Genomic DNA, 26651 nt, shown 5'->3' with positions numbered 1-26651 from the left:
CATGGTCGATTATCGTTATCTCGGGCGCAGCGCGCTGAAGGTATCGCCTCTCACCCTTGGGACGATGATGTTCGGCGGCCCGACGCCCGACGACGTCGCCTTCCGCATCATCGACAAGGCCCGCGATCAGGGCATCAATTTCATCGACACCGCCGATGTCTATCATGATGGCAAGTCGGAAGAGGTGGTCGGTCGGGGCATCAAGGCAAGCCGCGATCATTGGGTGCTCGCGACGAAGTTCGTCAACTCGCACAAGAAGGGTCCCAATCTCGGCGGCCATTCCCGTAAATGGGTAATCGAGACGGTGGAAAATTCGCTGCGCCGTCTCAACACCGACTATATCGACATACTCTATTTCCATCGCGCCGTCTTCGACGCGCCGCTGGAGGAGCCAGTGCGTGCGATTGCCGATCTTATCCGCGCGGGCAAGCTGCGCTATTTCGGCGTCTCGAACTTCCGCGGCTGGCGCATCGCGGAAATTTCGCATCTCGCCGACCAGCTCGGCATCGATCGCCCGGTCGCAAGCCAGCCGCTCTATAATATCGTCAACCGCACGGCCGAGGCCGAGCAGCTTCCCGCCGCTCATCATTATGGCCTCGGCGTCGTCTCCTATTCGCCGCTGGCGCGCGGCGTGCTGACGGGCAAGTACGAGCCGGGCAAGGAGCCGGCTGCCGATACCCGTGCCGGCCGCGGCGACAAGCGCATCCTTGAGACCGAATGGCGTCCGGAATCGATCGCCATCGCCCAGGAAATCGCCGCGCATGCCGCCGCCAAGAAGGTGACCCCGACCGAATTCGCCATCGCCTGGGTGCTGAACAACAAGCTGATCACCTCGGCGATTACCGGCCCGCGCACTGAAGAGCACTGGGATAGCTATGTGAGAGCTCTCAACGTCAAGTTGACCGCTGAGGACGAGGCCCTGGTCGATCGCCTAGTCACGACAGGGCATCCGTCCACGCCGGGCTTCAATGATCCGAGTCATCCTGTCGAAGGCCGGGTTCCGGTCAGTGTTGCCGGCGACGCCGGAAACGTCGTGCCGCTTGCTCGCGCCGTAGCCTGATCATCCAGCCTAAGGCCCTGCTTGAGCGGGGCCTTCTCCTTCCGGCGCAAAGAGCCTTTCATGCCCATAACAGCTTCATCAGCCGTGCCCTCCGTACCCGTTGAAACCAATCGGGCGACGTTGCTTGCAAGAATACCCGATCTTGCTGCGGAGATCGCAAAAGGCGCTGCGCGTCGAGACCTCGAACGCGAGCTGCCCCACGAGGCTTTCAAGCTGTTCAAGGAGGCGGGGCTTGGCACATTGCGCATACCGACGGCGCTCGGCGGCCCGGGTGGATCGGTGCTCGATTATATCGAGATGGTGATGACGATCGGTGCGGCCGATTCCAATGTCGCTCATGCACTCCGCAGCCATTTCAACTTCACGGAGGCGCTGCTGCTCAATCCGAACAGTTCGGTCGATCGCACGCAGCTTGCCCGCGTCCTTGGCGGCAAGCTTTTCGGCGGCGCCCACACGGAACAGGGAACAAAGCGTCCGGGCGAGGTCACGACGCGGCTGACGAAATCCGGCGAGAGTTATAGGCTCAACGGGCGCAAATGGTATGCGACCGGCACGGCATTCGCCGATTTCGCCTCGTTCAGCGCCAAGGATGATGAGGACCAGCTCGTCAGCGTGCTTTTGCCCGTCGACCGGAAGGGGATCAGCATCCTCGACGATTGGGACGGCATGGGGCAGCGGCTGACGGCAAGCGGCGGCGTGCTTCTAGAGGACGTCGAAGTCCTGCCGCACGAGATTTCGAGGCGTGGACTCAATACGCTGATCGGCAGGCATACGTCCACGCTGCGCCAGCTGCACCTTGCCGCCTCGATGGCTGGCGCGGTCCGCGGCGCGCTGGCAGAAGGCACCGAATATGTACGCAGACAGGCGCGCTCTGCAGCCCACAGTGCCGCCGAGACGGCCAATGCCGATCCTTTCGTCCAGAAGATCTTGGGCGAGGTTGCGGCAAACTCCTTTGCCGTCGATACGCTGATCCGCGAAAGCGCCCGGGCGCTCGATCGGACGGCGGCAGCTTTTGCGGGCGATGATCCGCAGATGCTGGAGACGGCTTTGGTCGAAAGCGCACTGACGACGGCGCGCACCCAGATCGTCGCATCGCAGCTTGCCCTTGCTGCCGCGACTAACGTCTTCGAGCTCGGCGGCGGTTCGGCGACATCGCGGCAACTCAACCTCGATCGCCATTGGCGCAACATCCGCACGGTGCTCAACCACAATCCGCTGCTGCACAAGGCGCGGGTGGTCGGCGATTATTACATCAACGGCACCACGACGCATCTGGAAGAAGGCAAGGTCTTCTGAGCCATGCACATAGACCTGCATTCCCATCATTCCGTCGTCATCGTCGGCGGCGGCTTTGCCGGTGCATTAACGGCGATCAAGCTGCTCGACAAGACGGAGGTGCCGCTTTCGATCACGATATTGGAACCCCGCGAGGAGCTTGGGCGTGGGGTCGCCTATAGCACGACCGAGGCTGTGCATCTCGTCAATGGCCCCGCCGGCACCTTTTCGCTTCATCCGGAAGAGCCCGACCATCTGGTTCATTGGCTGGCGGAGAACGCGTCGCGTTACGGCTGGACGCCGCCTGCCGATATCGCAGGCAGTTTTCCGCCGCGCTACCTTTATGGAACCTATGTCCGCGATGAGCTGCGCCGGGCGATATCGACGGCGCGTTCCGGATCGACATTCCGGCATGTCAGGGCCGCAGCGAGCAGCTTGGCGTCCGCTCCGCACAGGGTGGAGATCACGACAAATGAAGGCGAGACTATCGAAGCGGACGAGGTGGTTCTGGCCCTCGGCGTCTTCCAGCCCGATCTCGCGCGACAGGAAGCATCCGTCGCCCGTCATCCCGGTTTTGCGGCATCTCCGTGGGATGCCGCAGCCCTCGACCGCCTGGTGGAAGCAGACGAGATCTTGCTCATCGGCTCGAGCCTGTCGATGGTCGATGCGGTCGCGAGCATGGAGGCGCGGGGCTTCCAGGGCCACTATCAGGTCATATCCAGGCGTGGCCAGTTCATAGAGGATCGGCGCAATGCCGCACTGGAGCGTGATTTCCTCGCGGAGAGACCGCTGCCGACCACCGCGCGGTCCTTGCTCTCGATTGTCAAGGCCGAGCGTCGCGCATTGGCGGCGGAGGCCAAGGATTGGCAGGCGCTGCCGCTCGCCATCCGTCCTTACATTTTGCCGTTGTGGCAAAAGGCTGATGATGCCGAGAGATTGCGGTTTGCCCGTCACCTGCGGGCATTCTGGGATGTGACGGCGCATCGCGCCGCGCCTGACAGCTATCGCGCCGTCTCCAGGGCGATTGCCGAAGGCCGGCTCCGGCACCGGCCTGCGCGATTGCTTTCTATGAAGCCTGCCGGCCGCTTGATCGCGGCGACGTTGAAAACGCGCTTGGGTACCGAGTCCCATTCTTTCGGCGGCGTCATCGACTGCCGTGGCCACCAGTTGCATGACTGGCGGCGCATTTCCGATCCCTTCGTCAGGAGCCTCATCGAAAGCGGAGAGGTTCGCCCGCACAGTACCGGCTTCGGCATCGATGCCACGGAGCAAGGCGATGTCATTTCGGAAGAGGGGCGTGTTCACCGCAACATCAGCGCCATCGGTCATCCGCTGCGCGGTGTTGCCTGGGAGTCAAGCTCGATCTCGGAACAGCGGGTGCAGGCGATTGCGCTCGCCGATCGTATTCTCGGCAAGCTGACGCCGCTCGCCCTTGCCGCCTCATAAACTGGCATACAAGAAGGGGGCCGCATCGCCCCCTCAAGCAGAACGGACTGCTTCTTAGTGTCAGCCTTCACCCTTCTTGATATAGACATCGGCGAAATTCGACTGCACGCCTTCCGCGCCGATCGTGTGGTTTTTGATGCGCTTGTTGAAGACAGTGACGTTTTCGAGCGAGATCAGATTGATGACGGGCAGCTCGTCGGCGATGATCCTCTGGAAGTCGTTGAATTCCTGTTTGCGCTTTGCCTCATCGACCTCGATCGAGGCTGCCTCGAGCAGCCGGTCGACCTCCGGGTTCTGATAGTGGCTAGCGTTGGAGAAGGGCAACCCAAGCTTGAAGTTCTTCGACCAGTAGATGCGCTGCACGCCGAGCGTCGGATCGAACTGGTTGCCGAGATATTCCGCCGTCAGGTCGAAGGCGCGCTCGGTATAGACCTTCTGGATGTAAGTCGAGAAGTCGTAGGAATCGATCCTCGCATCGATGCCGATGCGCGCAAGATTCTGCTTCAGATATTCGGCGACGCGCTTGAAGCCTTCATTGTAGGAATTGTGCGTCAGGCGAAGTGAGAAACGGTTGCCGCTGCCGTTTCGCTTGTAGCCGGCTTCATCAAGCAATTGCTCGGCCGCCTTGAGATCGAAGGCATAGGGCTTGATCGCGGTATTCAGATATTGCGGCAGGAAGGTGCTGATAGGCGTTGGCGAGACGTGGCCATAGCCATACCAGACCGTATTGAGGATGACATTGAGGTCGATCGCATGCGCGATCGCGCGACGCACGCGAACATCCTTCAAATATTCATTGTCGAGGTTGAGGATGAGCTGTGTCTGGTCGCCCTTCGTTTCGTAGCCGCGCGAATCGATACCGATATTCGGCAGCGCCTTGATGCGCTCGAGATCGGCCAGTGGGATGGGGTTATCGCTGCCAAGATCAAATTCACCGGTTTCGAAGCCGGCTGCTCGAGCGGCACCATCGGGCACGAAGCGAACCACGACCTGGTCGAGATAGGGTTTGCCGGCATCCCAATAATCGGGATTGCGTTCCAGGATAATATGCGAGCCGCGCACCCACTCCCGGAAGACAAAGGGACCAGTGCCGATAGGGGCGCCACCGTTCGGATTGGTCGGAACATCGGCGATCTTGACGCCTTCGTAGATGTGTTTCGGCACGATCGGAGATTCGGCCGCATAGAGCGCCTTCAGGAGGTAAGGTGCTGGCTTGGAAAGACGGAATATTGCCGTCAGGGAGTCTGGTGTGTCGACCGCGACGACATTGGCAAACGTGCCTCGTCCGCGCGGATGAACCTGTTTCAAGAGTTCGATCGAATAGGCGACGTCTGCCGAGGTGAACGGCTTGCCGTCGTGCCATTTGACGTTGGGTCTGAGCTTGAACGTATAGGTGAGGCCGTCTGAGGCCACCGACCATTCGGTCGCGAGCTGCGGCTTCGGCACGAGACCGAAATCGTAGGTGAGCAGACCCTCGGTGATCTTCGGGCTGATCTTCTGCGTACCGCCGGCGGTATGAGCGAGTGCCAGGATGGTCGGCGGTTCGGGCTCGACGATGAAATTTAGCGTGCCGCCGCGCGGCGGTGTTTCGGCTGCACGCGCCGCAACGGTTGGCAGAAAGGTTGCTGCGGTCGAGAGCAGAAGCAGTTGATTGAAACGGCGGCGGTTGATGGTCATTCGCTTTCCTTGCCGGCTGAACGGATCGGTCCTTCGGTGAACCGCTGGCGGAGATGTCCGCGATCGGCGCATCTTCGGGTGCCCGGCCTGCAAAACGGAAGAATGTTTTTCTAATCGCCCGAGAAAGAAAAGCTTCGCCAGATGCCTCCGAAACGGGCCGGTCAAATCTTTTGTCTATTAAAAATATAGACTATTTTGCATTTTTAGTTTTTGCTTCCCGCATCCCGGCTAGGCATGGAAGAAAATATCCATCCGCTTGCCGGTAAACGCAAAGCTCGTTCTCGTCTTGAGATGGCCGATTGTGCTGCAATCGGCTTATGAACACGATTGCCGACACACGGAGAAAATCCATTCAGCCGACCTTGGCGCGACTGCCGCCATTGACCTCGCTGCGCGCTTTCGTGGCGACCGCGCGGCATCTGAGTTTCCTTGGCGCTGCTGAGGAATTGCACGTCACCTCGGCCGCCGTCGGCCAGCAGATCCGGCTTCTGGAGGACTATCTGGGGCAGTCCCTGTTTCACAGGGTCCGTGGTCAACTCCAGTTGACGGCCGCCGGCCTGGCACTCGTACCCGGACTGACAAACGCATTCGATGTGGTTCTGGCGACGATGACGCAATTCATCGCCAGCGATCACGATCTTCCGATCCGCGTATCGGTCGCGCCATCCTTCGCCAGCAAATGGCTGATCCCGAGATTGGAGGGTCTGAGGCAAGCAGCTCCCGGCTTGGAGATTCTGGTCGATGCCTCGACGCATTTGACCGATCTGAATACAGGCGACACGGATTGCGCCATCCGGTATGGCAGCGGCGTTTATCCCGGCCTTGTCGTCGATCACCTTTTTTCCGAGGCTGTGGTGCCGATCTGCAGCCCCGATTTTGCCGAGCGGCATTGGCTATGGAACGGCCCACAGGCGATCGAAGGCGTGCCTCTGCTGCACGAGGATGGCGCGGAGCATGATCATTCCTGCCCGGATTGGAATGGCTGGCTGCGGGCTGAAGGATTATCCCTGCGTTTGCCGCAGGGCGGCTTCCGTCTCAATCAATCATCGCTCGTCATCGATGCCGCGCTGACAGGGCAGGGACTTGGTCTCGGAAAAATCCGTTTGGCGGAGGCCGAACTGAAGGCCGGGCGTCTTGTCGCGCCGTTCGGCGGCTCACAAGCCGTGAACTTTTCCTATTTCTTCGTCACGACGCCCGCCAAGGAGTGTCTGATGCGCGTCGAATTGTTCCGCAACTGGCTTCAGGCGGAGGTCAAGGCCCTGCGGACAATCGGCGACATCCTGTCGCGCAACACATTGCGCAGGCTCGACATTGCCGCCGCCGAATAGCCGGCCGATTATTTCAGCCTGAAGCCGAGGCGGCGGGCCGCCACGCCGAGAAGGTGTCGTCCCTTCAGGGCTTCGACGGATCCGATCCTGTTTTTCACCTGCACCGTCCAATCAATGCGCGGCATGCGCTGTTCGGTCTGAAAATCCTGCAGGACGGTATTGTAATGCCGCAGGTCCTCCGACCGTCGGCGGTGATCATAGCGTTCATGGTGCAGTACCGTCGTTTGCGGCAGCCGCGGCTTGACGGCGGCCGATGTGGCGGGATCGGGGTAGCCAACCGTCAGGCCGAAAACCGGAAACACGCCTTCCGGCAATTCCAGTTCGCGCGCTACGGTTTCGGGATCGTTGCGGATGGCACCGATATAGCAGGTGCCGAGGCCCTGCGATTCCAGGGAAACGACGGCATTTTGCGCCGCGAGTGCAGCGTCGATGACACCGAGCAGGAAGCTTTCGACATAGTCGAGGCCATCGGCAGCAGACCCCTGATCCGCCGCGATGCGGCGTGGCCTCGAAAGATCCGCAAGCCAGATCAGCAAGAGCGGCGCCTGTGTGATCTGCCTCTGTGTTCCGGCAACGGCGTTCAGCTTTTCCTTGCGCGTATCGTCCCTGACGGCAATGACGCTCCAGGCTTGGAGGTTGGATGAGCTCGGTGCCGATTGGGCCGCGGCGATCGCGAGGTGGAGGATGTCATCCGGAATGGGCTTGGGCAGATAGTCGCGCACGCTACGGTGGGAGAGTAGCGTCTCGATCGTCTCGTTCCAGTCGGCGCCGATATGATGGCTGTTGCGATAGCGCTCGTTGACGAGAGCGGCGAGCCTGTCATCCTCCGGAAGCCTTGCGGTCGTAGCTGACGTCATGCTGTTTCTCCTTTATTCGGCGGCAATGGCATAAGGGTTGGCCGGCCGGGAAAGGCCGAGATGGTCCCGTAGGGTCCGGCTCGCATAGTCTTTCCTGAACAGGCCGCGGCGACGTAGGATGGGCACCACCTCGTCCACGAAGACCTCCAGGCCGTGCGGCAACACATCGGGCATCAGGTTGAAGCCATCGGCAGCGCCTGCCTTGAACCATTTTTCGATATCATCGGCAATTGCGTCGGGCGTGCCGACGATGGTGCGATGTCCGGTCCCGCCATTCAAGGCGCGGATGAGACCGCGCACGGTCAGTTTCTCGCGCTGCGCCAGGGCGAGGGTGGCGCGAAAGAAAGTGTGGCCACCATCGGCGGGCAGGGGAATATCATCCGGCAGGGGCTCATCGAGTTTCAGTCTGCCTGGATCGACCTGCAGAACGCCGGATAGGCGCGCAAGGCTATATTCCAGCGGAATGAGTTCGCGCAGTTCCTCCTGTCGCCGCCTGGCTTCCGCCTCGGTGCTGCCGATGATGGTGGCGAGACCGGCGAGCACCAAAATGCTGTCCGGAGCGCGGCCATAGCGAGCGCCTCTCGTTCGGAGGTCGCGCGCGTAATCGAGCGACTCCTCCAGGGATTGCGAAGCGGAGAACACCGCCTCGGCGTGCCGGGCTGCCAACTCCCGCCCATCATCCGAGGCGCCGGCCTGCACGATGACGGGATGTCCTTGCGGCGGGCGCGGGACGTTGTGGGGGCCATGAACGGAGAAATGTTTGCCGCGATGGGCAATCGCATGGACCTTGCTGGTGTCAACGAACCGCCCGCTTTCGACATCGCCTATGAAGGCGTCTTCCTCCCAGCTGTCCCACAGGGCCTTGACGACCGATGTAAATTCCTCCGCGCGCTCATAACGGCTTTGATGCGCGACCGGCTTTTCCAGGCCGAAATTCCGGCTTTGCGAGAGATCGGCGCTGGTGACGATGTTCCAGCCGACGCGGCCGCCGCTCGCATGGTCGAGGGTCGCGAAGCGGCGGGCGATATTATAGGGCTCGTTATAGGTAGTGGAAGCCGTGGCGATCAGGCCGATATGCTGGGTATGGGCGGCAACCGAGGCCAGCACGATGGTCGGCTCGAGAGATGTCAGCGGCCGGAAATCGACGCGATCGGAAATGGCGGCCTGATCGGCAAGAAAGATCGCGTCGAAAGTGCCGCGCTCGGCGATCCGGGCGACATTAATGTAGTGATTGATATCGAAGGATGCGCGCGGGTCGCTTCCCTGCATGCGCCAGGCAGCCGGCGAAAAACCGGAATGCAGGATGTTGATGTTGAGATGGAGTTCGCGTTTCCTGGTCACTGGAATATCCCCGGTTCTGGAAACTCGCCGTCCAGGAACCATGTTCCGACATTGCGGGTCTTGTATTCGGCGGGATTGTGCAGCGTGTGGATACGGACATTGCGCCAGAAGCGGTCGAACCCCAGCGGCCTGACGGCCGACCGTGCACCCATGACCTCGAAGATTTCGCTTGTGACCTCAAGGGCGACGCGGCCTGCAAGCACATTGGCTGAGGCGACTGTGATTGCCGCCTCGCCGCGCTCCTCTGCAGTGAGATCCTGCCCTTTCGCATAGACCGCATCGACGGCTGCAAGCGCCCGATCGGCAAGCGCCGTTGCCGCCTGTACCTTGATCCACAGCTCGCCATACTGTCTCTTGATCCACGGATCGTCGGAATGACGCTCGACGCCGGAATAAATCCAAGGGCGGGATTTCGTGACGGTATAGTCACGCGCCGCCGCTAATGCCCCTTGCGCGGAACCGACGAAGACGTTGAGAAGGACGCTCTGCTGCTGCAGGGGTGCCAACAGGGCGATCGGAACCTGCGGCCTGTCAGGCAGGATCTCACTCCCGTCGATCTCGACATTCTTGTAGAGGACACGGCCGCTTCCGGTCTGCCGCTGGCCGATCCCGTCCCAATCGTCGGTGATGGTGATGCCTTTGCGGTCAGCCGGAATATAGGCAAAGCTCCGCTTGTTTGTCGTCTCGTCTTCCCAAGCGACCGTCAGATAGTCGGCGACATGCGAGCCGGAGGCGAACGGCCTGAAACCGTTGAGAATGACCTTCCCATTTTCCTGCCGTCCGAAGAGGCTCTTGGAAAAGCTGTTCGTCGTATTGCCCCAGAACCAGCGACCCGCGGCCGAGCGGCGCAGAATGTCCTGGGATCGTTCATCGTGGAGCGTGGTAACGGCGTTTTGCAGCGGGCTGAAATGATAGCCGTAGAGATGACCGAGCGAGCCGTCCACCTTGGCGAACTCACGCACGATGCGCATGGCAGTGGAGTAGGGTTCGCCTGCACCGCCGAATTCCTTCGGAATCACCAGATTGACGAGGCCGCTTTCCTTCAGGAGCTTGATCTGCGCCTCGGGCCTACCGCCAGCTTGATCTCTCTCGATGGCATCCCGGGCGAATATGTCCCGCAATTCGACGGCCTTGGCGAGATAGGGATTCGATTTATCGGCCTCGAAGAGAGAGGGCAGAGGGTGGGGTGGCTCGAAGCCGTCGGGTTTTATGGTCATGACCCCTCGTCTCTAATGTAGGCGCGGAAAGCCGTGCCGTTCGGCAAGCAGCTCAAGGATGCGATCAGTCGAATTGACGAAGCGTGTTCCGTTCCAGTCACCGGCATCATCAGGCGGGTTTTCCGCGAGAATGAGAAGCGGCAGCGACTGGTTTTCCTCGCCGGCAACATCGATCACCTTTTGCCGCGGTCGCAGGAAGGCAACCCTTTCGACATCAATGGCGGATGCTAGGTCGGGGAACGAGGCGAGCAGTCCCTCGATCGCGTTGCAATAGGGGCAGACGAAGCTGACGCCGGGATGTTTCGGATCGGCAAAGCCGGGTGAAATGAGGAACAGTTTGTCACGAGCCACTTGGTCTTCTCCTATTCTGCTGCGACCGCATTGCCCGCGGAAAAACGATTGGCCGGACGCTTGAGCCCGAGATTTTCGCGCAGCGTCGTGCCTTCATATTCGGTGCGGAACAGGCTGCGGCGGCGCAGCTCCGGCACGACAAGCGTGATGAAATCGGCAAGTCCGCCGGGCATGATCGGCGCCATGATGTTGAAACCATCGGCGCCGTAGTTTTCGAAGCGTTCTTCCATCACGTCGGCGATCTGCGTCGGCGTCCCCACCACCTGCCAATGACCGCGGGCGCCGGCAATGCGAAGATAGAGTTGACGGATGGTCAGGTTTTCTCGGCGCGCGAGATCGAGCACCAGTTCCTGGCGGCTCTTGCCGGCATTGGTGACCGGCGGCTCGGGCGGCACCAGGCCGTCAAGCGGATAGGAACTGAGATCGACGCCGGTCAATTGCGAGAGGAGGTTAAGACCCACTTCCGGCTGGATGAGGTTCTGCAAGGCCTGGAATTTGTCTTCGGCTTCCGCCTCGCTTCGCCCGACGACAGGAAAGATTCCCGGCAGAATCTTCAAGTCGTCGGGCGAACGGCCATATTTGCCAAGCCGGCCCTTGACGTCGGCATAGAAGGCTTTTGCCTCGTCAAGCGTAATTTGTGCGGCGAAGATCGCCTCGGCGGTGCGCGCGGCCAGTTCCTTACCGGGCACGGAGGCCCCGGCTTGGACCACGACCGGGCGCCCCTGCGGCGAGCGCGGAATGTTCAGCGGCCCGCGCACCTTGAAGTGGCGCCCCTTGTGGTCGAGCCGATGCAGTTTTTCGGGATCGAAATAGCGGCCGCTCTCACGATCGCGAATAAAGGCATCGTCCTCCCAGCTGTCCCAGAGACCGAGCACGACGTCGGCGAATTCCTCAGCTCGGTCGTAGCGGTCGGCATGCAGGACCTGTGCGTCATGGCCGAAGTTGAAGGCGGCGTCCGGATCGGAAGAGGTCACGAGGTTCCAGCCGGCGCGGCCGCCGCTTAGACGGTCCAGCGAGCCGAACTGGCGCGCAAGGTTGAAGGGATCGGAAAAGCTTGTCGAGGCGGTGGCGATCAGGCCGATATTGCGGGTGACGCTGGCAAGGGCCGAGAGCAGCGTGATCGGCTCGAACGGATAGATGCCGCTATGCGCCTTCCGGCTTGCCGCATCAAGGTCCTTCAGACGAGCAGCAACACCGTCGGCAAAGAAGATGGTATCGAACTTGGCGGCCTCGGCGAGTTTCGCGAGTTCCAGATAGTTCTCGAACTCGGTCCCGACTGATGCCTCGGGATGCCGCCAGGCGGCGACATGGTGGCCGGTGAAGAGCAGGAAGGCGCCGAGCTTGATCTGATCCTTGCGTCTAGCCATGGGATGTCCTTTCAGCGATACATAGCCGGAACGGGGAATTCACCGGTCAGCAGCCATGTGCCGAGCGTGCGCTTCTTGTATTCGGCAGGATTGTGCAGTGTGTGGGTGCGCACGTTGCGCCAGAAGCGATCGAAACCGTTTGCAGTCGTTGCCGAGCGTGAGCCCATTACCTCGAAAATCTCGCTGGAGACGGCGAGCCCGACCTCACCGGCATAGAGGTTTGCCGTGGCGATATTGATAGCGGCAGCGCCACGATCTTCATGCGTCAGGCCCGGTCCCTGGTTGAAGGCCTCGTCGAGGCTGCGTGCGGCTTTGTCGGCAAGCTCGGTGGCTGCGAGCGTGCGGATGTAGAGATCGCCATACTGCCGCTTGATCCAGGGATCGTCGGTGTGTTTGTCGACACCTGAATAGATCCAGGGTCGGGACGATGCCGTCGTATAGGTCCGGCCTTCCTCCAGCGCTCCCTGTGCGCTGCCGACGAAGACGTTGAGCAGGACGCTTTGCTGCAGCAGGGACGTCAGCGACGTGTAAGGGGTCAGCGGAACCGCCGGAGAGCTGATAAGCTCGTCGTCGGCGATCTCGAGATTATGAAAACTCACCGTGCCGCTACCGGTCTGGCGCTGGCCGATGCCATCCCAATCATCTTCGATGACGATACCCTGGCGATCGGCTGGCACGGCCGCCGTCAGGCGCTCGCCCTCGGCATTTTCGAAGGAGATCTGAATGTAGTCTGATATGTGGGAGCCTGAGGAGAAGGGGCGCTTGCCGTTGATGAGCCAGCCATTGTCGATGCGCCGTCCCGATGATGTTTTCGACATGGCGTTGCCGGAATTGCCCCAGACGAAATTGCCCGCCGCGGAGGCTCTGAGCAGCCGCTCCCGCTGTACATCCGACCCCCGAAACAATACGAGGTTCAGGGGAAGGTGGTGGTAGCCGAAGAGATGTGCGAGCGAGCCGTCAGTGCGGGCAAATTCCCGCACGACCCGCAGGATGGAGAGCCAGGAAGCGCCGCGACCGCCATATCGGGTCGGGATCTGCGCCGAAGGCAATCCGCTCTCCTTCAGCAGGCGGATCTGTTCGGTCGGCCTGCCACCCAATCTGTCGCGCTCGACCGCGTCGCGGTCGAACGCCCGCCGGAGCTCGACGGCTTTTGCGACGAGGGGATCGAATGTGTCTGATGGGAAAGACATGTCTGCTCCACGCCCATGGATTTGAACGGCGCATCGCCGCTTTGAGGCATGAAGGGTTCGGTGATTGCAGACCCAAGTCCAGCAATATCTATTTGATCCGGTGGGAAGAAATTCTTTCCCTCTCTATCGGAAAAACTTGGGCGACCGCAATTTCCAGCCGTTACGAACAGTTGCCGTGAAACGATCTCCGCCGGTTCGGCATGTCGCGTGACGAACAAATCCGAACTGGCGGCGGTAAATAGAATATAATTTCTATAGATTATAATCTTTAACGTTTAGCCTCCTTCCGCAGCGATGATGGAGAAGACGATGGCGGGCAGACAAAGGCAATTGAAGCTCGGGGCTTTCCTTTATCCGACCGGGCACCACATTTCCGCCTGGCGGCATCCGTTGACGCAGGCTGATGCCGGTTCCAACTTCGTCCATTATGTCGAGCTTGCGCAAATCGCCGAAGCGGCCAAATTCGATCTGATCTTCCTGGCTGATGGTGTTGGTACCCGCGGAGACGATACCGAGGCGTTGCAGCGTACAGCGCAGCGCTATGTCGCGCAATTCGAGCCGATCACATTGCTCTCGGCACTGGCGGCGGTGACGAAGAATATCGGCTTCGTGGCGACCGCCTCGACGTCCTTTAACGAGCCCTATCATATCGCCCGCAAATTCGCCTCCCTCGACCATATCAGCGGCGGCCGCGCTGGCTGGAATCTGGTGACCTCCTCCAGCGATCATGAAGCGCATAATTTCGGCAGGGACGAACATTATGCCCATGCCGAGCGCTACGAACGGGCTGAAGAATTCGCGGATGTCGTTCTTGGCCTTTGGGACACCTGGGAGGAGGACGCTTTCCCCCGCAATAAGCAAAGCGGCATCTATTATGATCCGCAAAAGCAGCACATCCTCAATCACAAGGGTAAGCACTTCAAGGTGCGAGGGCCTCTGAACGTGTCGCGCACGCCGCAGGGCCACCCGGTGCTCGTGCAGGCGGGCTCGTCCGAGCCTGGAAGAGAGCTTGCCGCGCGCACCGCGGAAGTCGTCTTCACCGCTCATCAGACCATCGAAGATGCGAGAGCCTTCTACGCGGATATCAAAGGCCGCCTTGCGAAATACGGCAGGGACCGGGATGACCTCAAGATCATGCCCGGCATCTTCCCGGTCGTCGGCAGAACGCGCGGGGAAGCGCAGCAAAAATTCGCCGAACTGCAGGATCTTGTCCATCCGGTGGTCGGCCTTTCCCTGCTGAATGGCATGGCAAGCGGTGTCGATCTCTCCCAATATCCGCTCGACGGTCCCATTCCGGCTCTGCCTGAGACCAATGGCAGCAAGAGCCGCCAGAAATTGCTGCTCGATCTCGCCAGGCGCGAAAACTTGACGATCCGGGAACTTTATCTCCGCATCGCCGGCGCGCGCGGGCATTGGCAGATCGTCGGAACCCCGACTGAAATTGCCGATCAGATGGAGGAGTGGTTCAAGACGGGTGCTGCCGACGGCTTCAATGTCATGCCGCCGCAGCTGCCGACCGGTCTTTATGATTTCGTCGAGCATGTATTGCCGGAACTGCGGCGCCGCGGCCTTTTCCGTAGCGATTACGAAGGTTCGACGCTGCGGGAAAATCTCGGATTGAGAGTGCCTCTACATCCGGCGCGGCATGCCGTTGCTGCGGAGTAATCGGCTATGGGCAATTCCCTGCATCTCCAAATCAGCCACGTCACCCGCCAGTTCAAGGTGAATGGCGAGATATTGACCGCGCTGGACGATGTCAGCCTCGATATCGCCGAGGGCGAGTTTGTCACCATCGTCGGGGCGAGCGGCTGCGGAAAGTCGACGCTTTTGCGCCTCGGTGCCGGCCTTGATCTTCCGACATCAGGATTCGTTGGTCACGCGGGGCGGCCCGTCAAGGAGCCGAGTCTCGACCGTGGCATCGTCTTTCAGGAGCCGAGGCTTTTCCCCTGGCTGACCGTCGCCCGCAATATTGCGCTCGGGCTGGAGAATTCCGGGCTGCCCAAGGCAGAGAAGAACAGGCTCGTCGAATCTCACCTCGAACTTGTCGGGCTTTCCGGTTTCGCCAAAGCCTATCCGCACCAGCTTTCCGGCGGGATGGCGCAGCGCGCCGGCATCGCGCGCGGATTGGTCAACCGTCCCAATGCTTTATTTCTCGATGAACCTTTCGGAGCGCTTGACGCCATCACAAAGGCAAGGCTGCAGGACGAGTTGCAGACGATCTGGGCGAAGGAACGCATCACCATGGTTCTGGTGACGCATGATGTCGAGGAAGCCGTCTATCTTGGCGATCGCGTCGTCGTCATGTCACCCCGGCCGGGTCGTATCCGTGACATCGTTCCGGTGGACCTGCCGCGCCCGCGTGATCGCACGTCTCCCCAGCTGGTCGAAATCCGCAATCGGGTTCTCGAGAGCCTCAACGCCACGACGTCAACGCCTCGCCCGCCATCGAGCATTGCAAGTCCGGCGGTTGAAACCCGGCCTGCCGTCGTCGCCGCAGAATAATCACGGAGCAACAGATGAAACTGTCCATTATTTCCCGCTTGGTCGCCGGTGCGGCGGTCGCCCTGAGCTTGTTATCCGCCTCGGCCTGGGCGCAGGATCCCCTCGTCATTCACGTCGGCTACGCCGCGATTGGCGTCGACAACAAACCCTATGCCGAGGGAACGTCGGCTGCGACGGCTCGCGCCGGCGAATTTCTGGAAAAGGAATTTGCCAACGATCCGAACGTCAAGATCGAATGGACCTTCTTCAAGGGCGCTGGCCCGGCGGTCAATGAAGGCTTCGCCAACGACCAGCTCGACTTTGCCTATCAGGGCGATCTTCCCGCACTGATCGGGCGGGCAACCGGCCTGAAGACGAAGTTTCTGCTGGCGAGCGGCGCGCGCAAGCCGCTCTATCTTGCCGTCGCCAAGGGATCCGGCATCAAGACGATCGAGGATCTGAAGGGCCGCAAGGTCGCGCTGCAGCGCGGCACCAACGGCCACCTCTCCGCAATCAAGATCTTGCAGGCACATGGGCTGACCGAGCGTGACATCCAGGTCGTCAATCTGGATACTGCCGGCACCGTTGCGGCCCTGACCAGCAAGGATATCGATGCCGCCTTCGGCGACACGCAGCTCATCAATCTGGCGGCGAAGGACAGCGCCGACATCATCTATACGACGAAGGGCGACGATCCGCGCTTCGGGCGCAATGCCGGCGTCATCGGCCGTGAAGCTTTCATCGAAGCCCATCCGGAGATCACCCAGCGTGTCGTCGACGCTTTCGTCAAGGCGGCGCAATGGTCGTCGGAAGAGCAGAACCGCGCAGCCCTTTTCGAACTCTGGCACAAGTCCGGCACGCCCGTTCCGATCCTGGAGGAATATTTCCGCAACGATACGCTCACCTATCGCAACTCGCCGCTGATCGATGATCTCCTAGTCTCGCAGTACAAGGAGCAGGCGATCAAGAGCAAGGAATACGGGCTGATCCGCCGCGATGTGGATCTTAACGGCTGGTTCGAACCGAAATATCTCAACAATGCGCTGGAAAAGCTCAGGCTGACGAAATTCTGGCAGCCCTATGGTGCCGACGGAAAGCCGGTTGCCTCCTGATCGGAGACGCGATCAAGACAGGGAGGCTGGCGTGAGCGCTGTTGTCGAAACTACCGGTCGAGCCGGCTTGCCGCTATCATCGGCAAGGCTCCAGCGCTTTGCCGTCCTCGTGACCGGCTTGATCTTTCCGTTTGGCCTGTTTGGCCTCTGGTGGGTTGCCTCCGCCAGAGGCTGGCTGCCGGAGCAGATCCTGCCGCCGCCGGCCTATGTCTATCAGACCGGCCGCGACATGATCCTGAGCGGCGAGCTTCTCTATCATACCGGAGTGAGCCTTGGCCGTGTCGTCATCGGCTTTGCCATAGGTGCCGGGCTCGGCCTGTTGCTCGGCATCGCCATGGGGCTTTCCGAAACGGTCGAGGACTATGTAAAGCCGCTCTTCCTCGCCTTCGCCCAAATCCCGACGCTCGGATGGATTCCGCTCTTGATGCTGCTTGTCGGCATCGAAGAAACCCTGAAGATCATCATCATCGCCAAGGGCGCCATCGTGCCGATGACGATGAATACGCTCGCCGGAATCCGCGGCGTCTCGCCGAAATATCTCGAGGTCGGCAGAGCGCTGCGCTTCAGCCGCTGGCAAACCCTGCGTCTGATCGTGCTGCCGGCTGCCGTTCCCTCTATATTCACCGGTATCCGTTATGGCCTTACCCATTCCTGGACATCGCTTGTCGGTGTCGAGTTGCTCGCCTCTTCCGAAGGGCTCGGCTATCTTCTGGTCTGGGGGCGGCAGATGTTCTGGCTCGATACCGTCATCGTCGCGATGATTGCCATCGGGCTTGTCGGCTTCGTCATGGACAAGGGGCTGGATCGCACTGAACTGCTGATCCAGCGGTGGAAGCGGCAGGAGCTTTGACAATGGCAAGAGCAAGCCGTTTCGTACGTTTCCGGAGAGGCATAACGTTGCCGATCCTTCTCCTTGTGGCCTGGGAGGTTTCAAGCCGGACGGGTCTTGTGGATGCGCGCTTTCTGCCGTCGCTGGAGGATGTCGTCGGCACGGCGAAACGTGAGCTGATCGACAATGATCTTGTGGGCGAACTGGGTTTCAGCCTGATGCGCAATATTGCCGGCTTCCTGATTGGGTGCGTGCTCGGTGTCGCTTTTGCGAGCCTGCTGGCGCTCTCGCGGATTGCCGACCGGCTGATCATGCCGACCTTCAACGGACTGAAGCAGATCTCCCTTCTCGCCTGGATACCGCTCATCTCGGTCTGGTTCGGCTTTGGCGAACAGGCGAAGATCGTCTTCGTCGCGCTCGCCGCCTTCATTCCTATCGTTCTCAATACCTATGACGGCATGCGCGAGGCCCCGGCCGAACTGCTCGAGGTCGCAAGGGCGCTAAGGTTCAATGCGCGGCAGAAGGCATTGCGGATCTATATTCCGGCGGCAATGCCATCGATCGCAACCGGCGTCCATCTGGGGCTCATCTATGCCTGGCTGGCAACGGTCGGTGCAGAATATTTCCTGGCTGTCGGCCCGGGCATCGGCGGGCTGGTCATCGCCGGTCGGGAGCGGTTCGACATGGCGCTCGTCATGGTCGGCGTTTTCGTGCTCGGCTTCGTCGGCTTCACCCTAAACCGTCTCGCCTATGCACTTGAAGCTTATTTGTTGCGCTGGCGGCCTAAGCAGACCGCCTAGGCTGCAAATCTCATGCTCGATGTATCAAGCGGCTAAACCCGCTTGCTCGGTTACTTCTATCGGAACCGTTCCTGGTCTTGTCCCTGCCAGACAAGTTTAATCGTCCGATGCTGACGCAATGGCTGGCAGGATCACAGTTCCTACGGCTTTTGCCTTGCTTGCCCTCGGGCTTCGGACAAGACATATGCCGGCGGACGCCATGAAAGCTCTGGCGTCCGCAAACTTCGAGAACTAGGCATCGATGATGTAGACGATCGTGAATGTCGAAGGATCGACGATGACGATTCGCCCGTCTGCAAGGACGAAGAAACGATACGCCTTGTATTGCGGAACGATCTGGACGATGCGCGGCGGCAGTGGCTCCAGCTGAATCTTCCGGGGAATGGCTGAGCCTACCGATACCGAGAAATCCGTCTCGCGAACGGGAGCGACATGGACTTCTTTAACCACCTGCCGGATCTGTGTTTGTTGCTCGACAGATACCTGGACTTGCGAGCCGCTCTGCGTATTTGTTTTTGTCGTTGTTTTGCTTCCCGTCTCACTTCCGGTCGTGTCTGTTTGCTGATCCTGCTTCGTGCTGTTGGTGGATTTCATATTGCCGCCCGAGCTTCCCGTAGAACCCGCTTTGTTGGTATCTGTACCACCTTGACCTGTCCCTTGCTCATCGTTCGAGCTGTTGGTGCTGCGGGATTGCGGAGATGCTGAGTTTTTGTTCGATCCTCCCTTGGCACCATTGTCCTGTTGGGTTTGAGCCCCGGATTGGCCTCCTGTCTGGTCTGTTGATCCGGTACCTGTCGAGCTGCCGCTCTGGCTGCCATTCGACTTCGAATCCTGCTTGCCCGGCGTAGATTGAGCCGGTGCCTGGCCGGAGGAACTATCTGAATTTCCCTTCAAGTCTTTGGTGGATGTTCCGGACTGTGGCTGTTGCTCGCTGGTCGATGGCTTGCTGTCGCGCGCTGTGCCGTTCTTGGGGATGACCTGGGTATCCTGCGCGCTTGCGGGTGTGATCGCTGCGAAGGAAACACCGATTGAAAGGGCCGTCATCAGGACGGCAAGTCTATTGGTCGTCTTCATGATTTTCTCTCTTCTTGCTGTTGAGTACATAACGGCGTGTCTCTGCCGCTATAGGACGAACAAGGTGACGGGCCCCATGTTCCGGCATTGGACTTCAGTCGCACGAGCATGCGACTGAAGGCTCGGTCGTGAGCTTCCAACATGCTGCAGCTATTATCTACGGTGGCGAAGCCTTCTCGGGCTGTGTCGGCATGGTGCAACTTTTGATCACTCCAAGCGGGCTCTTTGGAGGAACTTTGCAACGCGATCGGCATTCCCTTCTTTGTTGTTTGCGTTCTGAAACAAACCCCGCTGAAGGAGGTCACTGTGATCAAACCCCTAATTCTATTTGGCCTCGCGCTGATGCCGACAGCGGCTTTCGCGCAATCCGCCGATCTTGAGGCAACCTGCAAAATCGTAGCCAAGAACTTCTTCCTGTCGGATAGCCTTGCAATCGGCGCTATCCAATCCTTTCCGGAACTGAAGCCGCCTGGTGTGCGCATGGCCTATTCCACCCGTCAGGGAACGTCTCCCGCGGAAATGACCGACACTTTCGAATGTGAATTCGACAAGCCTGACAAACCCCATAATCTCGCTAAGTTCTGCGTATCGACCACTTGCTATACGCCCAACGAGAGCGATGCGGACCGCAAGCGACGGTTCGAGGAAATGCGCGTTCTCTTGCAGCGGGCAGAAAAATAGTCGTGTGAACGGTGAAAGAATGTTGGGTTTTGTACTTGCCTTTGAAGCCCAAGATTTACCTGTCGATCAGAGCGATCGTTCGGTCGGGATGATCACGGTCCGCACGGTGGGGAAAGGGCTCGCCGAGTTCGCTCTAACGAAAGTTCGAGGTTGGATAGACTTCGCTTGCAGCCTTGGCAAGAACCGCGGCGGAACATTCGGATTGTGGTGCCGTTTTGCCGTAAGAGGACAGTCATGACACAACAATTGTGGAGCAAGCCAATCACCGTCGAGACGCGCAAACCCGGTCAGCGTCTGACGATCGCCAACACGGAGACTGCGACCTATTACTTGCTGCGGAACTGGCCGGCAAAGTCGCACGGAATCGCCTTCAAGAATGCGAAGCGAACGTTGATCAGCGCCCACGAAGGTCACGTGGAGGCGCTCGTAGCAAGAGCCGCATTCCTCGCTGCGCTTGAAGAAAGCGGAATCCAAATATTTGAAGCATGATGGGCGACTCGCGATCGATCCGGCTTTGAACCTTGCTGGCAGCCATATTCTCAGCGGCCATTCGCTCCTTTAGGCTACACGAAAGAGCACGTGTTGTTCACGGTGCTACCGGACTGACAATCAGGCAAACGTCTGTCAATCCGAAAGGCGCTGCTTTCCATGAGCCAAGTTGCCTTTTGGTGCAGGCCTTTGGTCATCCAAGAGGCGCAGAAGAAGGTTCCGCCTTTTCCCGCGTTGGGCAAGATCAATGTCGCTGACAAGCATTGCGCCACCCTCGCGTCGCTCCAGCGTGATCTTGCGGCTATGGAAGGCCTCCAGCTCAGCTCTGTGGCCGACGCTGATAATGGTGACCTTCGGCAGTTCGCGGATCACCATCTCCATCATCTTGTCCTGGCTCTTTTCATCGAGCGCCGATGTTGCCTCATCCAGGACGATGATATCGGGATCGTGTAGCAGAAGACGTGCGAATGCGAGCCTCTGTTTCTCGCCGCCCGACAGTGTCTGGTCCCATGGCGCTTCTTCCTCAATTCTGTCGTTGAGATAGTCAAGGCCGACCTTCTCAAGGGCCGCTTTGATCTCATCCAGGGTCCAGTCCTCGGCCGCTCTGGGATAGGCGACGGCGCGGCGAAGTGTGCCGGATGGGATATAGGGTCGCTGTGGCAACATGAACAATCGGCTATCGGGATGAAAATTGACGCTGCCATGGCCCCAGGGCCAAAGACCGGAAATTGCCCGTACGAGTGTGCTTTTGCCCGTGCCGGATTCTCCGGCGACCAACACACGTTCACCGGGATCTATCTCGACCTCCGTTTCCTTGACCACGGAGGTACCGTCGTCGAGCGTGACGGAGAGGTCGTTTAGGCGCAACATCGCCTTGCCTTCGGTTTCCCCATGCTTGATGCGTCCAAGGGAATCGCTCTTTTCGGCGCGCTCCAAGCCGTCAAGGGACGTCATGAGTGAGGCGACGCGATGTGCCGAAGCATTCCAGTCGGCAAGCCGCGGGTAGTTGTCCACCAGCCATCCGAACGCGCTCTGGACGATGGCGAAGGCAGAGGCAGACTGCATCACTTGACCGAGCGTCATGCTGCCTTCGAGGAATTTCGGTGCGCAAAGCAGGACCGGCACGACGGGCGCGATCAGCATCGATCCCTGCGAGATAAGCGTCGTGCGCATGTATTGGTGCGCCAGCCGCGCCCATTGCTTCAGCACATTGCCAAAAGTTCTTTCGAGATCATTACGCTCCTCCTCTTCGCCGCCGAGCAATGCGATGCTCTCGCCGTTTTCGCGCACATGTGTCAGCGTATAGCGAAATTCGGCTTCCACCTGATTCTTAACCTCGGAAATCTCGACAAAGTGCCGGCCGATGACTGCCATCGAGGTGGATGTGACCACAGCATAGAGAACCGCGGTGACCACAAGAAAGCCGGGAATTGTGATGACCGAACCAGCGATCTGGAACGTCAGGGCCCCGCCGATCGTCCACAGGACCACGATGAAGGTCGATGCTGACACGAACGCGGAAATGACGCCGGCCAGGAAATCGACCGGGGACTCGGTAGCGATCCGCAAATCCTCGGAGAGGCGCGCCTCGGGGTTCTTGTGGCCTTCACCGCCGATCAGATTCAGCTGATAATAACGGCCGTTCGCGAGCCAGCGAGCGATGAGCCCGTTCGTCAGCCAGGACCGCCATCGCCTCTGGATCATCATGCGAATGTAGACTTGCACCGTAACAAGGGCGACACTTCCGAGCACCAGCGGCAGAAATACTGCACTCAGGACATAAACGGTGTGGGCGTTGCGTTGCTCAATGGCGTCAAAAATCGCGCGGTTCCAGATATTAATGCCATACTGGATGCAGACGTTCAGGCCGATAAGCGCAAGTAGCCCAATCGTGCACGGCCACGCAAAGCCGTCTCCGCGGCGACTCCAGTAGCCACGGGCGCTGATCCAGAAACGTGCAAGCAAGTACCCTTTGCGTGCCCGTTCTGCCTCCTCAGGCGTCATGTTCGGATCGGGTTCAATGATATTTGCTGGTGGCTCGACATCAACGGTCGGGGCTTTCTCCTGGCGCGATCTCTCACGCCCAGGCGACTTGGCGCCATCGACCGATTTCGGATTGGGTTTAGCGTCGGTCATAAGCACGACAACGGACTAAAATTCAAAAAGTTTCACAATATGAATGTCGTCGATGGTGGAGGCCATGTGTCGGGAAAATAAGGCAGCCGTTGCGCGAACCATCGTCAAGTAACGGCAGGTACATATAAAAGCATAAGTGGTGTGATTACTTTATCTTATCCTCGAAGAATGAAAGTTCACTCTCGGCGCTGGAAGAATGTACCCCATGGGTGGATCGCGCGCCCTTACCCCGTATTATCAGGCGCTATCGCGCAGATCGTAGCGCCAATGATGAGATGGCTTGAGGGAACCCGTCCATCGTAAATGGCGTTTCAATGTCAGGAGGAATTCATCATGTGCCCGCAAAAGCCAATCACAGCTTCGCTTTTCGCACCCGCGCTTGGGCTGCCGAATCCGATACAATACTACCCCGAGCAATCGCCCCGTCTTCCCGCTTCAGAGAGTGAAAAAGAAGCGTATGAGGAGGGAGTCAAGGCGGGGAAATGCGAAGCCGAGAACAGAAAGAACCCTTATCCTGACAACAGCGAACAGGCCAAAGCCTACGAGCACGGTTATCTCGATGGTCAGAAAATCCGGTCGTAGCCACACTGCTTTTGAATGAAATGTCATAGAGCCGCGTCGGACGACGATCGATGCGATGGGCGGCAGTGAAAGCGCTCCGGACGCCCGGCTTTTCCAATGACTACGTCTTCTGATAGTGGGAACATAAGGGGTCTCTGCTTGTTGGACCGCCACGCGCTTTGATGGCGCGCGACAAGTGGAGACGGATCATGGCAAAGACAGTTGGCGACTTTATCGTGCAGCGCCTTTATGATTGGGGCGTGCGGCGCATCTTCGGCTATCCCGGAGATGGCATCAACGGTCTCTTCGGGGCCTTGAACCGGGCCGAGGGAAAGATTGAATTCATTCAGGCTCGTCACGAGGAGATGGCCGCCTTCATGGCATCGGCCTATGCCAAATTTTCGGGCGAGCTTGGCGTTTGCGTCGCGACGTCTGGACCGGGTGCCACGCATCTGGTGACCGGGCTCTATGATGCGCGATCGGATCATCAGCCTGTGTTGGCGCTTGTCGGCCAGCAGGCCCGTCGGGCACTCGGCGGCCACTATCAGCAGGAAGTCGATCTCGCATCGCTCTTCAAGGATGTTGCGGGCAACTTCGTCCATCAGGCATCGGCTCCCGCGCAGGTACGCCATCTGGTCGATCGTGCCGCGCGCATCGCGCTGGCGAACAAGACGGTCACCGCCGTCATCCTGCCGAACGACCTGCAGGAGATGCCCTATGAGACGCCGCCGCGCAAGCATGGCTCCGTCATGTCGGGCGTCGGCTATGTAGCTCCGAGAACCGTGCCGTACGAGATCGATCTGAAGCGCGCCGCTTCGGTCCTGAATGCGGGAAAAAAGGTTGCGATGCTGGTCGGTGCCGGCGCGCTCGGCGCAAGCGAAGAGCTGATCGCGGTCGCGGACCGGCTAGGAGCAGGAGTGGCGAAAGCCTTGCTCGGCAAGGCCGCCCTACCGGATGATCTGGCGTGGGTCACCGGCTCCATCGGACTTCTGGGTACCGAACCGTCCTGGGACCTGATGCGAGACTGCGATACCCTGCTGGTCGTCGGATCCGGTTTTCCCTATTCGGAGTTCCTGCCCGAAGAAGGCGATGCAAAAGGGGTCCAGATCGATATCCGGCCTGACATGCTTTCCCTGCGTTATCCCATGGAGGTCAATCTTGTCGGCGACGCCCGGGAGACTTTGCAGGCACTGCTGCCGCTTCTCAAGCAGAAGCAGGATCTCTCCTGGCGCAAGGAGATCGAGACTAATGTCGGCGAGTGGTGGCGAACGCTGGAGGCGAGGGCGCACGCGGAAGCCAATCCGGTCAACCCGCAGCGTGTCGTCTGGGAGCTTTCGCCACGCCTGCCCGACGGTGTCATCGTCACGAGCGATTCCGGTTCGTGCGCCAATTGGTACGCGCGTGATTTGCGCATGCGCCGCGGCATGATGGCGTCTTTGTCCGGTGGTCTCGCATCCATGGGGGCGGCGGTGCCCTATGCGATCGCCGCGAAAGTCGCGCATCCGGATCGGCCAATCGTCGCTTTGGTCGGTGATGGCGCCATGCAGATGAACAACATGGCGGAGTTGATCACCGTGACGAAATACTGGCGCAAATGGTCCGACCCGCGCATGGTCATCTGCGTCTTCAACAATGAGGATCTCAACCAGGTAACTTGGGAGCAACGCGTCATGGAAGGCGATCCCAAATTCGATGCCTCGCAGCGGATCCCCGATGTCCCCTATCATCGCTTCGCCGATATGATCGGCCTTCAGGGCATTTTCGTCGACCGACCGGAGGCGCTTGGCGCCGCTTGGGATGAAGCGCTTGCCGCCAATCGGCCTGTCGTGCTCGAGGTCAAGACAGATCCCGAAGTCCCGCCAATACCGCCGCACCTGACTTTCGAGCAGATGCGCAACCTGACCGCCGCCCTGCTGAAAGGGGATCCTGAAGAAAGCGGTGTGGTCAAAGGGACGCTGAGACAGGCGCTGAGTGCCATCCTTCCCGGTCGCGCCAAATAGGTGAACGATAACAGGCAAATGGCGGCCGCGATGAGATGCTGCGGGAACCAATGTGGAGAAGGGTGGTTTGGATCGATATCAATCGATCAAGCAGGTTCCGAGAGATGTGAGCATGGCCCGAGACGGCGAGGTGCTCCGGACGCAGCGACAGGCGACAATGTCAGGAGGTGTGAGGTGGAAACCTATCATAAATATCGCAAGAACGACGTGCCGCTAGGCTCCATCGTCATCAAGCTCTACCATTCCGGCGATCAGATCCGAGGATTCCTGCGCAAGGTGATGTCGCCGGGCGAAGATGACACGATTTTTCCGGGTGAGGAAATGGAGCCAGATGACGCCTTTCGGGCCGCTCGCAACAAGATGTCCGATGAACTTATGCGGCCCATCTATGTCGAACTGTCGGAAGGCGTGAATTGGAATCCGGCCTGGGGGCGGCTTGAATAACATGATGCCGCCGCATACTCTTCCTTATGGGCTCTTTTGCCAGACCAGGCCAAGATACCGGCTGAGCCGCTGCGCATCGGCTGGCGCCCGCACTTTCACATCATTATCGAAATAGACATAGACATCGCGGCCACGTCGTGACCGCTTCAGCGGCTTCAGGACACGATTGGCATTGTCCGGCTCGCGCCCATGCGCCCAATCGTCGATGCGCTCCGCCCATACGCTCAACGCTTCGTCATCGTAACCGCTGACATATAGCTCCTCCGAACCATGCAGACGGCAATAGACAAAGTCCGCGGTGACATCCATCAGCAACGGCCATTCGACGGTATCGGCGCAAACGAGCCCGATTCGATGTTTCCGCAAGAGTTCAATGAAGTCGGCATGCACGAAGCTCTCATTGCGGATTTCGAATGCATGCCGGATCGGTCTCCTTTTGTCCGTTATCAGCCAATCTCGGCCGTTCAAGCGCTCGTCATGCCGCTTGGCCAGGGAAATTGCCTCATCCGTGTTCTTTGGCAGCATGTGAATGAAATTGGAGAACAGTTCTCGATCGAACCGCAGCCGGGGAGGAAACTGCCAGAGGATGGGACCGAGCTTTGCTCCCAGCCGCAATAGGCCGGAAGCCATGAAATTGGCAAGCGGCACCTCGATATCGCGAAGCCTTCGCAAATGGGTTATGTAGCGTGATCCCTTGACCGCAAAAACGAAGTCATCCGGAGTTGCGTCTCGCCATCTTGCGAAGGTCTCGGGTGTCTGTAGGCTATAAAATGTACCGTTGATTTCGATGGATGGAAATTGCGAGGAGGCGTAGGACAACTCGTTTTTCTGAGCCAAGCCCTTCGGATAGAAAACGCCGCGCCAGGGCGGGTAGGTCCAGCCGGAAATTCCGATGCGGATCGTTCCAGTTTTTACCATGGTTCATATCGCGTCCG

Annotated in this window: 24 protein-coding genes; 14 read left to right on the top strand and 10 right to left on the bottom strand. The window is 59.5% G+C overall.

The features are described 5' to 3' along the window. The first annotated feature begins 1 nt into the window (after window position 1). Genes AC13RM_RS04640 through AC13RM_RS04630 form a run of 3 tightly spaced genes read left to right on the top strand, consistent with a single transcriptional unit; the run spans window position 2 to window position 3781 of the window. On the top strand, window positions 2-1060 hold the full coding sequence (locus tag AC13RM_RS04640) for an aldo/keto reductase (protein ID WP_440479862.1): 1059 nt from the start codon (window positions 2-4) through the stop codon (window positions 1058-1060). Between the two features lie 60 nt (window positions 1061-1120). After that, on the top strand, window positions 1121-2356 hold the full coding sequence (locus AC13RM_RS04635) for an acyl-CoA dehydrogenase family protein (RefSeq protein WP_440479861.1): 1236 nt from the start codon (window positions 1121-1123) through the stop codon (window positions 2354-2356). 3 nt (window positions 2357-2359) lie between these two features. Continuing rightward, a complete protein-coding gene (locus AC13RM_RS04630) occupies window positions 2360-3781 on the top strand; it encodes an FAD/NAD(P)-binding protein (RefSeq protein WP_440479860.1) in 1422 nt (473 codons plus the stop codon). 60 nt (window positions 3782-3841) lie between these two features. On the opposite strand, the gene AC13RM_RS04625 is transcribed toward AC13RM_RS04630, so the two are convergent. Further along, window positions 3842-5458 (bottom strand): ABC transporter substrate-binding protein, encoded by a 1617-nt coding sequence (locus tag AC13RM_RS04625; protein WP_488554641.1) that lies wholly within the window; start codon window positions 5456-5458, stop codon window positions 3842-3844. Between the two features lie 317 nt (window positions 5459-5775). Here AC13RM_RS04625 and AC13RM_RS04620 point away from each other — a divergent pair, with 317 nt between their 5' ends. Next, a complete protein-coding gene (locus AC13RM_RS04620; protein WP_285170733.1) occupies window positions 5776-6786 on the top strand; it encodes a LysR substrate-binding domain-containing protein in 1011 nt (336 codons plus the stop codon). 8 nt (window positions 6787-6794) lie between these two features. Here the strand turns inward: AC13RM_RS04620 and AC13RM_RS04615 are convergent, their stop codons facing one another. From AC13RM_RS04615 to AC13RM_RS04590, 6 genes are read right to left on the bottom strand one after another with little or no spacing between them, the layout of a single operon-like run. Continuing rightward, window positions 6795-7643 (bottom strand): NADPH-dependent oxidoreductase, encoded by an 849-nt coding sequence (locus tag AC13RM_RS04615; RefSeq protein WP_285170735.1) that lies wholly within the window; start codon window positions 7641-7643, stop codon window positions 6795-6797. 12 nt (window positions 7644-7655) lie between these two features. Continuing rightward, window positions 7656-8984 (bottom strand): LLM class flavin-dependent oxidoreductase, encoded by a 1329-nt coding sequence (locus AC13RM_RS04610; protein ID WP_285170736.1) that lies wholly within the window; start codon window positions 8982-8984, stop codon window positions 7656-7658. Beyond that, a complete protein-coding gene (locus AC13RM_RS04605) occupies window positions 8981-10201 on the bottom strand; it encodes an acyl-CoA dehydrogenase family protein (RefSeq protein ID WP_285170737.1) in 1221 nt (406 codons plus the stop codon). The genes AC13RM_RS04610 and AC13RM_RS04605 overlap by 4 nt, the downstream gene beginning before the upstream one ends. Window positions 10202-10213: 12 nt before the next feature. Beyond that, window positions 10214-10552, bottom strand: a complete 339-nt coding sequence (locus AC13RM_RS04600; protein WP_285170738.1) for a DUF3088 domain-containing protein — start codon at window positions 10550-10552, stop codon at window positions 10214-10216. 11 nt (window positions 10553-10563) lie between these two features. Next, window positions 10564-11919, bottom strand: coding sequence for an LLM class flavin-dependent oxidoreductase (locus AC13RM_RS04595; protein WP_285170739.1), 1356 nt, complete (start codon window positions 11917-11919; stop codon window positions 10564-10566). Window positions 11920-11930: 11 nt separating this feature from the next. After that, a complete protein-coding gene (locus AC13RM_RS04590) occupies window positions 11931-13109 on the bottom strand; it encodes an acyl-CoA dehydrogenase family protein (protein WP_285170740.1) in 1179 nt (392 codons plus the stop codon). A 309-nt stretch (window positions 13110-13418) separates the two neighbouring features. Between AC13RM_RS04590 and AC13RM_RS04585 the strand changes: the two genes are divergently transcribed. From AC13RM_RS04585 to AC13RM_RS04565, 5 genes are read left to right on the top strand one after another with little or no spacing between them, the layout of a single operon-like run. Continuing rightward, on the top strand, window positions 13419-14774 hold the full coding sequence (locus AC13RM_RS04585) for an LLM class flavin-dependent oxidoreductase (protein WP_285170742.1): 1356 nt from the start codon (window positions 13419-13421) through the stop codon (window positions 14772-14774). 6 nt (window positions 14775-14780) lie between these two features. Next, window positions 14781-15611: an ABC transporter ATP-binding protein gene (locus AC13RM_RS04580; RefSeq protein ID WP_285170743.1), complete on the top strand. Its 831-nt coding sequence runs from the start codon at window positions 14781-14783 to the stop codon at window positions 15609-15611. Window positions 15612-15625: 14 nt separating this feature from the next. Then, window positions 15626-16702: an ABC transporter substrate-binding protein gene (locus AC13RM_RS04575; protein WP_285170744.1), complete on the top strand. Its 1077-nt coding sequence runs from the start codon at window positions 15626-15628 to the stop codon at window positions 16700-16702. A 31-nt stretch (window positions 16703-16733) separates the two neighbouring features. Then, window positions 16734-17552, top strand: coding sequence for an ABC transporter permease (locus AC13RM_RS04570; protein ID WP_285170745.1), 819 nt, complete (start codon window positions 16734-16736; stop codon window positions 17550-17552). A 2-nt stretch (window positions 17553-17554) separates the two neighbouring features. Next, window positions 17555-18331: an ABC transporter permease gene (locus tag AC13RM_RS04565; protein ID WP_285206233.1), complete on the top strand. Its 777-nt coding sequence runs from the start codon at window positions 17555-17557 to the stop codon at window positions 18329-18331. 231 nt (window positions 18332-18562) lie between these two features. Here the strand turns inward: AC13RM_RS04565 and AC13RM_RS04560 are convergent, their stop codons facing one another. Next, window positions 18563-19405 carry a DUF1236 domain-containing protein gene (locus tag AC13RM_RS04560; protein WP_440479850.1) on the bottom strand — a complete coding sequence of 281 codons (843 nt, stop codon included), beginning with the start codon at window positions 19403-19405 and terminating at the stop codon, window positions 18563-18565. A 306-nt stretch (window positions 19406-19711) separates the two neighbouring features. Here AC13RM_RS04560 and AC13RM_RS04555 point away from each other — a divergent pair, with 306 nt between their 5' ends. Both AC13RM_RS04555 and AC13RM_RS04550 read left to right on the top strand, forming a co-directional pair. Further along, the gene (locus tag AC13RM_RS04555) at window positions 19712-20086 is read left to right on the top strand and encodes a hypothetical protein (RefSeq protein ID WP_095438997.1); all 375 of its coding nucleotides are present in this window, start codon (window positions 19712-19714) and stop codon (window positions 20084-20086) included. A gap of 234 nt (window positions 20087-20320) precedes the next feature. Further along, a complete protein-coding gene (locus AC13RM_RS04550) occupies window positions 20321-20575 on the top strand; it encodes a DUF982 domain-containing protein (RefSeq protein ID WP_285206235.1) in 255 nt (84 codons plus the stop codon). Between the two features lie 135 nt (window positions 20576-20710). Here the strand turns inward: AC13RM_RS04550 and AC13RM_RS04545 are convergent, their stop codons facing one another. Then, window positions 20711-22711, bottom strand: coding sequence for an ABC transporter ATP-binding protein/permease (locus tag AC13RM_RS04545; protein WP_374822213.1), 2001 nt, complete (start codon window positions 22709-22711; stop codon window positions 20711-20713). A 333-nt stretch (window positions 22712-23044) separates the two neighbouring features. Here AC13RM_RS04545 and AC13RM_RS04540 point away from each other — a divergent pair, with 333 nt between their 5' ends. The 3 genes from AC13RM_RS04540 (at window position 23045) to AC13RM_RS04530 (ending at window position 25716) form a co-directional block, all read left to right on the top strand. After that, window positions 23045-23293 (top strand): hypothetical protein, encoded by a 249-nt coding sequence (locus AC13RM_RS04540; protein ID WP_095438999.1) that lies wholly within the window; start codon window positions 23045-23047, stop codon window positions 23291-23293. 188 nt (window positions 23294-23481) lie between these two features. Beyond that, window positions 23482-25272: a thiamine pyrophosphate-requiring protein gene (locus AC13RM_RS04535; protein WP_440479849.1), complete on the top strand. Its 1791-nt coding sequence runs from the start codon at window positions 23482-23484 to the stop codon at window positions 25270-25272. A gap of 174 nt (window positions 25273-25446) precedes the next feature. After that, entirely contained in the window at window positions 25447-25716 is a 270-nt protein-coding gene (locus AC13RM_RS04530; RefSeq protein ID WP_440479848.1) for a hypothetical protein, read from the top strand. 24 nt (window positions 25717-25740) lie between these two features. Here the strand turns inward: AC13RM_RS04530 and AC13RM_RS04525 are convergent, their stop codons facing one another. After that, complete coding sequence (locus AC13RM_RS04525) at window positions 25741-26634, bottom strand: DUF72 domain-containing protein (RefSeq protein ID WP_488554640.1); 894 nt, start codon at window positions 26632-26634, stop codon at window positions 25741-25743. Window positions 26635-26651 lie beyond the last annotated feature (17 nt).

The organism is Martinezella sp. CNPSo 3732, from assembly GCF_057784515.1.
This window is presented reverse-complemented; position numbering and strand designations above follow the sequence as displayed.